Source organism: Agathobaculum sp. (assembly GCF_050946325.1).
GTDB lineage: Bacteria > Bacillota > Clostridia > Oscillospirales > Butyricicoccaceae > Agathobaculum.
On the sequence record NZ_JBMNUP010000052.1, the window covers coordinates 1 to 10,709 of the forward strand.

Annotated in this window: 10 protein-coding genes and 1 riboswitch; of the genes, 2 read left to right on the forward strand and 8 right to left on the reverse strand. The window is 50.5% G+C overall.

Annotation, left to right across the window (positions count from 1 at the left end):
* Positions 1-232: 232 nt before the first annotated feature.
* Both ACOYIE_RS05815 and ACOYIE_RS05820 read right to left on the reverse strand, forming a co-directional pair.
* Positions 233-1,231: a helix-turn-helix transcriptional regulator gene (locus ACOYIE_RS05815; RefSeq protein ID WP_433411309.1), complete on the reverse strand. Its 999-nt coding sequence runs from the start codon at positions 1,229-1,231 to the stop codon at positions 233-235.
* Positions 1,224-1,748, reverse strand: a complete 525-nt coding sequence (locus ACOYIE_RS05820) for an O-acetyl-ADP-ribose deacetylase (protein ID WP_433411311.1) — start codon at positions 1,746-1,748, stop codon at positions 1,224-1,226. Before ACOYIE_RS05820 ends, ACOYIE_RS05815 begins: the two co-directional genes overlap by 8 nt.
* A 119-nt stretch (positions 1,749-1,867) precedes the next feature.
* Here ACOYIE_RS05820 and ACOYIE_RS05825 point away from each other — a divergent pair, with 119 nt between their 5' ends.
* Positions 1,868-2,899 carry a tyrosine recombinase XerC gene (locus ACOYIE_RS05825; RefSeq protein WP_433411313.1) on the forward strand — a complete coding sequence of 344 codons (1,032 nt, stop codon included), beginning with the start codon at positions 1,868-1,870 and terminating at the stop codon, positions 2,897-2,899.
* A gap of 44 nt (positions 2,900-2,943) precedes the next feature.
* Here ACOYIE_RS05825 and ACOYIE_RS05830 read toward each other — a convergent pair whose 3' ends face one another.
* The 6 genes from ACOYIE_RS05830 to asd all read right to left on the reverse strand — a co-directional run bounded on the left by ACOYIE_RS05830 (position 2,944) and on the right by asd (position 9,247).
* On the reverse strand, positions 2,944-3,906 hold the full coding sequence (locus tag ACOYIE_RS05830; protein WP_433411315.1) for a transketolase family protein: 963 nt from the start codon (positions 3,904-3,906) through the stop codon (positions 2,944-2,946).
* Between the two features lie 4 nt (positions 3,907-3,910).
* A complete protein-coding gene (locus ACOYIE_RS05835; protein ID WP_433411317.1) occupies positions 3,911-4,753 on the reverse strand; it encodes a transketolase in 843 nt (280 codons plus the stop codon).
* 26 nt (positions 4,754-4,779) lie between these two features.
* Positions 4,780-5,904: an iron-containing alcohol dehydrogenase gene (locus ACOYIE_RS05840; RefSeq protein WP_433411320.1), complete on the reverse strand. Its 1,125-nt coding sequence runs from the start codon at positions 5,902-5,904 to the stop codon at positions 4,780-4,782.
* A gap of 566 nt (positions 5,905-6,470) precedes the next feature.
* Positions 6,471-7,235 carry a 4-hydroxy-tetrahydrodipicolinate reductase gene (gene dapB / locus ACOYIE_RS05845; protein ID WP_433411322.1) on the reverse strand — a complete coding sequence of 255 codons (765 nt, stop codon included), beginning with the start codon at positions 7,233-7,235 and terminating at the stop codon, positions 6,471-6,473.
* A gap of 24 nt (positions 7,236-7,259) precedes the next feature.
* Positions 7,260-8,150 (reverse strand): 4-hydroxy-tetrahydrodipicolinate synthase, encoded by an 891-nt coding sequence (gene dapA, locus ACOYIE_RS05850; protein ID WP_433411324.1) that lies wholly within the window; start codon positions 8,148-8,150, stop codon positions 7,260-7,262.
* Between the two features lie 14 nt (positions 8,151-8,164).
* Complete coding sequence (gene asd / locus ACOYIE_RS05855; RefSeq protein ID WP_433411326.1) at positions 8,165-9,247, reverse strand: aspartate-semialdehyde dehydrogenase; 1,083 nt, start codon at positions 9,245-9,247, stop codon at positions 8,165-8,167.
* A gap of 128 nt (positions 9,248-9,375) precedes the next feature.
* A riboswitch (Lysine riboswitch) is annotated at positions 9,376-9,559 on the reverse strand.
* 85 nt (positions 9,560-9,644) lie between these two features.
* Here asd and ACOYIE_RS05860 point away from each other — a divergent pair.
* A partial coding sequence (locus ACOYIE_RS05860) for a SpoIID/LytB domain-containing protein (protein ID WP_433411328.1) occupies positions 9,645-10,709 on the forward strand: 1,065 nt, incomplete at its 3' end.

The following is a 10,709-nucleotide window of genomic DNA, read 5'->3' on the forward strand; positions in this document are numbered from 1 at the left end:
TTTTTGTGTATACAATATGATGAGAAAACGGTATATCCAGAAATACTTGATTACGCAGCACAGCGCAGTTCTTCCAAAGCTTCCTGCTTGTTATCGGCAGAAAAAAGAAAGGTGCCGTTTTCGTCATATACTTCTATGTGTCCATTTACATATTCAATCGAGCAGCGCATGATGATCTCTCCTTTTTTGAACTGTACACAGTTTACCAAAAGAAGAGTACCATAATTAGGACTTATTCGCGCAAGGCCTGCAACTGATGCTGAAATGCAGCACGGACTTCATCCGGAGATGTGATGCGGACGGCTCCTCCAAGGCCGAATATCCAGGAAAAGAACTGCGGACTGACCACAACGGGTACATTGACGGAAAAATGTGTCTCATCCTCGGGCATTATGATGAGGTCCGTGCCAAAACGATCCAATATGACGCCGATAAAACGGTTTTCACAGCAAAGACGAACGTTCTTTTCTTCGCCGGAAAACATGCCGAACACCTTGCGGGAGTAAGACGCAATATTAAAACGGTCCTGAAATAACGCACGGCCTTCGCGTGGATGATCGGTCAGTGAAATGTGTTCCATTTTATCTACACGATAATGCCGGATCTGCCTGGAATCATTGTCGTATGCGATTAGATAATAGTTTTCATCGTCCCAGGTCAGCGCCCACGGGCTTACCTGATACAGACTGCCCTCTTTTCGATAGCGCTTCTGAATACGCTGGGCAGCGTGAAAGTCCAGCACCCACTCAAAATACTGATAGGTGATCTGCACACCTGCGGAAATTGCGCTGTGCAATTTGTCAATGTTATAGTAAATGCTTTCGTTCATTGTTTTAACGCGGTCAGATATATAAACCTGCCGCTGCAATGCGCGGGCCTGCGGCTCGCTGGCAAGAGATTCGATTTTTTTGATGAGTTCATTGGATTTTTTCTCCGTGATAAAGCGCGAACACTGGATCGCGTCCACCAGGAGCTTAAGTTCTGCCAATTCAAAGCTGCGGGAAGCGACAAAATATCCGCCATGGGGTCCTTTCTGGAGTATGACATCCAATCCGAAATCCTGCAGGGCAGCAATATCGCTATAAATACTTTTTCGTTCGGCGGCAATACCATAATGGGACAGGGATGCCAGTAATTCATCCATGCTAAGCAGATGGTCCTCGTCTGTTTTGTTGAGAAGAATCTGGTAAAGATAGAGAAGCTTCAGCTTTTGGTTTGCATTTTTAGCCATTTAACTGCTCCTTTTCCGCAAGCGCCTGCTCGTAAGCGGCTTGTGTATGCTTATCAAAACAGACCATAGTTACGCAATGGATTTCCGGATGGGCTTGGAGACTGCACAAAATAGTATCAATTGCAATGCGGGCGGCTCGCGCCAGAGGAAAATGATATACGCCGGTGCTGATGGAAGGGAAGGCGACGGTTTGGCAGTTCAGCTCACAGGCAAGCCGTAGCGCGTTTTGATAGCAGGATGCAAGCAGCGCATCCTCATTCTGCATGCCGCCGCGCCATATGGGGCCGGGGGTATGAATCACATAACGGCAGGGAAGACGGTAGGCTTTTGTGGCTTTGGCCTGTCCTGTTGGGCAGCCATGCAGTGTCCGGCACTCTTTGAGCAAATCCGGACCGGCCGCGCGATGAATTGCTCCGTCCACTCCACCGCCGCCCAAAAGCGTCGTGTTCGCAGCGTTGACGATAGCATCGGTTTGTATGGTGGTGATATCTCCCAGGATGATATGCAGACGGTTCATGTTACCCCTTCTTTCAGGCAGTTTTATTGGACTTATTATATGCCATAACCTTATGGAATGCAAGATTTGACGGAAACAGATGGATAGGATATAATAAAATATAAAAGGAGGGCGAGTAAATGGACAAGCCCATGTCAGAATATGCTGCGGATGCACCGCGCGTTCTGCGCGATTTTCTGACCTATATTTCTACCATTCAGGGAAAATCTGCCAAAACGGCGCACGAATACTATCTGGATTTGCGCCTGTTTTTTCGGGTGATAAAACGGAACAAAGGCCTTGCGCCGCGGGAACTTCCGGTTGACTGTATTCCGATTGATGATATTGATGTTCCTTTTTTGCGGGACATCACGTTATCCGATGTGTACGATTATTTGGAATATATGGCGGGTGAGAGACCGACGCAGCAGAACAGCGGCGCTACCGATTATGGTTTAAGCGGTACCTCCCGTGCGCGCAAGGTGTCTGCGATCCGCTCTTTTTTTCGATACCTTACGGATAAGAAGCATGTTCTGGAAAATAATCCGGTCAGCAATCTGGAGTCCCCGACAGTGCGGCAGTCGCTTCCGGTTTATCTGTCCACCGATGACAGCATGCGCTTGCTTGAAGCGGTACAAGGGGCCTATGCAGAACGGGATTATTGTATTTTAACATTCTTTCTCAACTGCGGTATGCGTGTTTCCGAACTGGTTGGACTCAATTTAACAGATTTTCAGGGTGATACCGTGCGTGTGCTCGGAAAGGGAAATAAGGAGCGCACGGTTTATCTGAATGAAGCCTGCGCCGCTGCGCTTGCGGCCTATTTGCCCAAACGCATTGCGCCGCATGAGCAGGATAAAAATGCGCTTTTTATCAGCCGCAACCGAAATCGTATCAATGTGCAGACGGTGAAATGGCTGGTGAAGAAATATATTGGACAGGCGGGGCTGGATACGCAGAAATATTCTGCGCATAAGCTGCGCCATACGGCTGCGACCCTGATGTATCAAAACGGGGTTGACATCCGTACACTGCAAAACATTCTGGGCCATACCAGCGTGAATACAACGATGATCTATACCCATATTGAGGACAGCAGCCTGCGCGAAGCTGCTGCAAAAAATCCGCTTGCCCATGTAAAACCCCAAAAGGATAAAGCAGAAAAACAATAAAAAAGGACTCTCTTTGGAGAGTCCTTTTTTGTGCCAATACTGGCTTACTTGCGCGCAATGGTCTCCTTGACCGCCGCAACAATATCCTCTACGGTCATGCCGAAAATACCCTTCAGGTAATCAATCGAACCGACCTCGCCAAAACGGTCCTTAACGCCGATGCGCTTAACCGGAACCGGGCAGTTTTCACCGACAACCTCAGAAACCGCAGAGCCGAGACCGTTGAGAATGTTGTGGTTCTCAACCGTAACGATAGCGCCGGTCTGCTTCGCAGCAGCGATGATCGCTTCCGCGTCAATCGGCTTCCAGGTGAACATATTCAGCACCTTGCAGGAAATGCCTTCCTTGGCCAGAATATCGGCAGCCTTCAGCGTATCGGTGGTGCAGATGCCCGATGTGATCAGCGTGACGTCAGAACCGTCGCGCAGCTCGCAGGCCTTGCCGATTTCAAAGGTGGAGCCATCTTCAAAAATCTTATCCGCTACCTTGCGGGTGATACGGATATAGAACACGCCGTACATATCCTTGGTCTGGCGCATCAGATCGGCCAGCTGAACCGAGTCGGCCGGCTCAAGCAGGGTAACTTCCGGAATGGTACGCAGCAGACCCATATCCTCAATCGGCATATGCGTACCGCCGTTATAAGAGGCGGTAACGCCGGCGTCAGAACCAATCATACGAACGTTCAGCTTGGCATAGGCGGCCGAGATATAGATCTGGTCAATAACACGGCGTGCAGCGAACGGACCAAAGGTGTGCGTAAAGGGCTTCAGACCAACGGCAGATGCACCGGCGGCAACGCCGATCATGTTGGCTTCCTGAATGCCGCAGTCTACGCAGCGATCCGGATACTTTTCGCCGAAGCCAACCATGCCGATAGAGTTGATAACGTCGCAGTCAAAATAGCAGACAGCGTCGTCCTTTGCAGCCATTTCATCCATAACGTCCGCAAAAGTCTTTCTCATTTCGACAGACTCAGGGACAATTTCCTTAACTACTTTGTACATTCGCTTAACCCTCACTTTCCAGCTTTGCGATCTTGGCATCCAGTTCCTTGATAGCGGCTTCATAGTCGCTTTCGGGGAAGCGGACAAAATGGTTATAGAAGGCATCGGCAAAGCAGCAGTCCTTGCCCTTGATGGTGTTCAGAACAATCATAGAGGGCTTGTCAGTTACCTTCTTGGCATTCTCAATCGCTTCAACAATGGCGGGAATGTCATGGCCGTCTACCTCGACGGAGTGCCAGCCGAAATCCTCGAATTTCTGGCGAAGGTCGCCCAGATCGCAGATGTCCTTGGTATAGCCGTCCAGCTGTTTTTTGTTGTAATCAACAAAACCAATCAGGTTGCCCAGCTTCTTTGTTGCAGCAAACAGTGCGGCTTCCCAAACCTGGCCTTCGTCGCACTCACCGTCGCCCAGAATGGTATAAACGGTATTGGGCATCTTCTTGTACTTCATACCCCAAGCCACGCCGACAGCGGTGGATACGCCCTGACCGAGAGAACCGGTAGTCATATCAATGCCGGGTGTACGGTTGCGGTCGCAGTGAGAGGGGAGGCGGGTGCCTTCCTTATTCAGGGTATCCAGCTCGTCTTCGGGGAAATATCCCATCAGCGCCAGCGTGCCGTATACGGCAGGGCCGCAGTGCCCCTTGGAAACGACCAGCCAGTCACGCTCTTCCCACTGGGGATTTTTCGGATCAACCTTCATGCACTCGCCGTACAGCGCCGCCATCAGGTCGGACATGGACATCGAACCGCCGACATGGCCGCCATGGAACGCATTCATGGCACGCAGTGCAGCCTTGCGGATTTGAGCGGCGAAGATGTTCATTTCTTTGAGACTTTTTTTCATTGTGTTCTCACTTCGCTTTCTTAAAATTAATAAACCGAGTTGTAAATCTCAACCATTTCTTCAACGGTGAGCGGTACATAGTTGTTGTTCAGCAGGCGGGTCTGTCCGGCCATGACGCCCTCTGCAAAGCCCTGGAACTCAGAATCAGAGATGCCGAACTCCTTCAGAGGCTTGCGGGGCTGTACCTCGTCAAACAGCTTGAATGCCGCTTCAAGCGCTTCGTCAGCGGGAACGCCCAGCAAATCGCCCCACAGCTTTTCCAGCTCGTTGATCTTGCCTACGGGCTGCTTTTCCTTATACTTACGGAAGGTAGCGGCAAAGACAAGCTGGTTCGCCTCACCGTGCGGGATGTGGTAGCCGCCGCCAAGCGGATAGCTCAGCGCGTGAACAGCGGCGCAGCCGGCGGAGCAGAAAGCCAGACCGGCGAAGTTGGACGCATTGATGAACTCCTGCGCACGATCGGTCCATTTGTCCAGACCGTTTTTCACGATGTACTGATAGCCTTCAAAAATCAGGCGAATCGCTTCCTTGGAGAACAGCTCGGAAACAGGGCTGGCCTTGGGAGAAAGATAAGATTCGGTAGCGTGAATGAGCGCGTCGATAGAGGAAGTGGCAAAGAACTTATAGGGCAGGCCGGAGATCAGCTCAGGAATCAGAACCGACTTGGCAGGGAACATCAGCGGGCTGTTCAGACCGCGCTTGGTGTGCAGGCTGGAAAGTTCAACTGCGCAGGCGTTGGTAACTTCCGAACCGGTGCCGCAGGTGGTCGGCACTGCGTAAACCTCATAAATACGGGTCGGCTTTTCAGCGTCGGGGCTCAGATCGAACAGATCTTCCGTCTTGTTGGAAGAAACGTGCAGAGAGCACATCTTGGCAATATCAATAACAGAACCGCCGCCGATGGCAATCAAACGCTTAACGCCTTCCGGAATAACCTTCTTAATTTCATCGACCATCTCGGTGGTGGGCTCGCCCTTGCCATATGCCTCAATAAACAGGGAGCCGCAGTTCGGGTTCAGAGGCTTGACATACTCGTTGTAAAGGAATTCGTTGGTCAGAATAAAGTCTTCTGCGCCGATGTTTTCGCCTTCCATGAATTCTTTAAACGAATCATGGTAAACGATATCGGCATACATTTTAAATTCTTTCATGATAATATCCCTCCTAAAGATTTAAGACAACAAAATAAGCATAAGGCCGCTCGCGGGAACGGTGCCGTGCATTGGCAAAAAGAAAAGCTGCTTGGAAAGTCACCACCAGCGACAGCAGCAGAAGCGATCTTGTGCTTTATTAAAGTCACTATATCACATCTGGCTATATTGTCAAGTACCCGCCAATAATAAAATTTAATTTCGGGAAAATGCCCAATAAAACTACAAATTTTTTTGCAAAATACACAAACGGGTTTCTTGCATGTGTGAAATTTATTATTGCGGGAACGGTTTTATGAGAAATCAACAGAAATACACGCGCATAAATATACACTTTTCACAAAACGGGGAATATGCCTCTGGTTTTTTAGAATATTCTCTTGACATTCTGTAGTTAGAAGTTTATAGTTTGACTCGTAACGTGTCCATTATTAAAACGCGGGCACGGTACCGAAAGCGGCAAAATACCGTTATTAACACAATTTTGCCACATAACCCCTCATATTTTCTCTCACAAACAGAAAATCCTCCGAGATAGACTCTCAGAGGATTTTCTGTTTTTTAGATTACTTTGCAGAAGCGATCACATCACTCATATCGTAGATGCCGGGCTGTGTGCGGCCAGCCATAAAAGCGGCTGCGTCCACCGCGCCGACGGCAAATACCTCGCGTGAAAGAGCAGTATGCTTGATTTCGATGATTTCGTCTCGTCCGCAAAACATCACCGTATGCTCACCGACGATTGTGCCGCCGCGGATAGCGGAAATGCCGATTTCATGCGCGCGGCGTTTTTCGCGCCGTTCGTGCCGGTCATAAGTATATTCCGCTTCGTACGGAAGCGCGTCTGCAACCGCGTCTGCCAGCATTAGAGCTGTACCGGACGGCGCATCCAATTTTTGATTGTGGTGCTTCTCAATGATTTCAACATCATACCGGTCACCCAGAACAGAAGCGGACCGGCGCAGCAAGTCGCACATCAGGTTAATTCCCAGGGACATATTGCCGGAGCGGAAAATCGGCAGCTTTGCGGAAGCGTTGCGGATTCTTGCGAGCTGTTCCTCGGAATGTCCGGTTGTGCAAATCACAATGGGGGTGGCATGCTTTTCACAATAGGCAAGGAGCTGCTCGGTGCTGGAAGCATTGGAAAAGTCTATAATAACGTCGCACACACCCTGAAATTCCATGGGATCGGCAAACACAGGGAAGTCTGCAAATTTAACTGTATTGATATCAAATCCAGCCACAATTTCCATCCCATCACGGCTATGGACAATATCAGCGATGACACGTCCCATTCGGCCGTTGCAGCCGGAAAGTGCAATTTTTAACATCTTTTTTAAACTCCTTTGCACCGGTCAGATTTTGCAGCCGGCAGCCTCCAGCTCTCTCTTGATATATGCGGTATGTTCCTCGCTGGGCTCAACAAGCGGCAGGCGCAGCGGGCCAGCTTGCCAGCCGAGCAATTCCATGGCCTTTTTGACGGGGATGGGATTTACTTCACAGAACAGTGCATCAATCAAATTGTGATAACGCAGCTGCAGTTTTGCTGCTTCGGGGAAACGGTTTTCAAGGCAGAGCTGAGTCAGGTCATGGGTCTGCTGCGGTGCAACGTTGGAGAGAACAGAGATTACACCCTTTCCGCCCAGAGCCATCAGGGGAACGATCTGATCATCGTTGCCAGACCAAACATTCAGATTGTCGCCGCATTTCGACATGGTTTCTGCCAGCAACGTAAAGTTGCCGGATGCGGCTTTCAAACCGTTGATATTTGGATGCTTGGACAGCTCGTAGAGGGTATCTGCGGTAAAGCAAACGCCTGTACGGCTGGGCACATTATACAGAATGATCGGCAGATCGCACGAATCTGCAATGGCGGTATAGTGGGCAATCAAACCACGCTGGGTGGTTTTGTTGTAATAGGGGGTAACGGAAAGGCCGCCGTCAGCGCCGCATTCCTGCGCAAAACGTGTCAGCTCAATTGCATAGGCGGTATCGTTGGAGCCTACGCCGGCGATGACAGGCACCCGATGGTTGACATACTCGCAGCACCAGCTCACTGCAGCGCGATGCTCCAGATCGTGCAAAGCGGAAGCTTCGCCAGTGGTGCCGCAAACGATAATGGCATCTGTGCCGTGCGCAATCTGATGGTCAATAATGCGGCCGAATTCCTCATAATTGACCTCGCCGGATGATTTGAACGGGGTAATGATAGCGACGCCAGCACCGGTAAATACGGGATTTTTCATGATAAAAGACCTCCTTAACGGTCCATATACCCTTCGGCGCACAGCAGTTCGGCCATCAGCACCGCACCGCCGGCCGCGCCGCGCAGAGTATTATGCGACAGACTGACAAATTTGTAATCATACAGGGCGCCTTCGCGCAGACGGCCGATAGAAACGCCCATGCCGCCTTCCAGGTCACGGTCCAGGCGGGTCTGCGGACGATTATCTTCCTCAAAGTAAGTAAGGAAGTGTTCGGGTGCAGAAGGCAGATTCAGTTCCTGCGCGCGTCCCTTAAAGCTGCGCCAACGCTCAATCATAACTTCTTTGGAGGGTTTGTTTTTGAATTTGACAAACGCTGCTGCCATATGTCCGTCAGACGCCGCAACGCGCAGGCATTGTGCGGTGATAACGGGGGAGACAGCCGGCTCAATGTGGTCGCCCTCAATATGTCCCCAGACCTTCATCGGTTCTTTTTCGCTCTTTTCCTCTTCACCGCCGATATAGGGAATAACGTTGTCCACCATCTCTGGCCAGCTTTCAAAGGTCTTGCCGGCGCCGGAAATCGCCTGATAAGTACACACGGCAACTTCGGTCGGCTCAAAATCCAGCAGAGCGGAAAGTGCGGGAACGTAGCTCTGAATCGAACAGTTGGATTTTACGGCGATAAAACCGCGCTTGGTTCCCAGACGTTTGCGCTGCATGGGGATGATTTTTGCATGTTCTGCATTGATTTCCGGAATAATCATCGGCACATCGGGCGTCATGCGGTGTGCGGAATTGTTGGAGCATACCGGACACTCCAGCTTTGCGTACCGCTCCTCAAGCGCACGAATTTCATCCTTTTTCATATCAACCGCACAGAAGATGAAGTCAACCATGGACGCGATGTGCTCTGCGTCAGCAGTTGCATCATACATCACCATGGATTTATATTTTTCCGGCATGGGAACAGCCATCTTCCAGCGGCCCTCGCAGGCTTCGGCATAGGTTTTTCCCTTGTTGCGCGCCGAAGCGGCAAGCGCCACAACTTCAAACCACGGATGGTTTTCCAAGAGCAGGGAAAACCGCTGACCAACCATGCCAGTCGCCCCGACAATGCCTACTTTATACTGTTTCATTTGTATGGATTCCTCCCCAAAGATTTACTAACGATTTGAAAACTTTCCCCTGCAAAGAAAAATACCGGTTGAAAAACCGGTATGACCTATACTATAATAGAACGAGCGGACAATTCCAGCTCTTCTCATTAAAGGATAGCTCTCCATCGGCGTTTCAGGCTGATGACAGACGCAGGGATATTATCCGCAACATCCAGCGCAGACTTGCCGTAACAAGAACCGGCTTCGGCGGAAGACCCTTTCTCGGCTGTTTAATCGGGTTTACGGACCCTCCCAGCCGATACTGATGAAAACCGCGCCTCTATCTTCATATAACAATGCACTTGTCTTTCTTATTTTAGAATATGGTCCGTTATTTGTCAATAGAAGGCTGGAAAATTAACAGGAGGATGACTCAATGAAGAAACGAATTCTATCCATGCTGCTTTGCATCCTTACCATGGCAGGGCTGTGCTTTACGCCGGCAGCGGCTGCAAAGGACGCTTCCGATATTACGCTTCGCGTCGGTCTGCTTTCCCAGGGAACGCTGCCCGACCCCAAGCTGGAGAATGTCAGCGGTTTTTCCTCCGGTTATGCGTTTGGTACAATGGATGGGACAACCTTCCGTTCGGAACAATCCACGCAGTGTACACAGCTTACGATGCGCGTTTCTGAAGGGGCGATACAGGCACTGGATACGGTTACGGGGAAAGTGCTGTATACTGCGGAGCAGGGGGCTGATTTGGCTGTGCAGCCGAACAGCGAGCAGACCTGGTTCCGAGGATATAAATGGTACGGCAGTTTTGTTTACCGTATCACGGCAGGCAACAAACTGACTGTTATAAACTATGTTGGGCTGGAGGACTATGTGAAGGGCGTGCTGCCTTATGAGGTTGATCCAAACTGGCCTGCCGAGGCGCTCAAAGCCCAGGCCGTATGCGCCCGCTCTTTTGCGCTGGGCACACATAAACATACATCAGAAGGATATGACCTGTGTAATACAACCAATTGCCAGGTATACCTTGGTACCAACAAGGCAACTGCGGCTTCCGATGCTGCGGTTGAGGCCACTGCGGGAGAATACCTGATGTATAACGGCGAACCGGTCATCGGTTATTTCTTCTCGTCAGATGGCGGTGCGACAGAAGATGCCGCGAATGTATGGGGAGGCGACTACGCTTACCTGAAGGGAAAAGTGGATCCATACGAGGAAAAAGTGGACGAGTGGAGCGTTACGCTGACGGCAGAAGAAATCCGGAAGAAATTGACGGATGTCGGCTACCAGATTGGAACGGTAGCAAATGTTGCAGTGACCAAACGTACCGCGACCGACAACGTCAATGAAGTGACGGTGACGGATACGGACGGAAAGAGCGTTACGATTTCGCGCAGCGCTGTCCGCACGGTGTTTGGACTGAAAAGCATTCGCTATACGATTACGCCAAACGGGTCTGCTGCACCGGCAGCAGCCGCAGAACCGGTT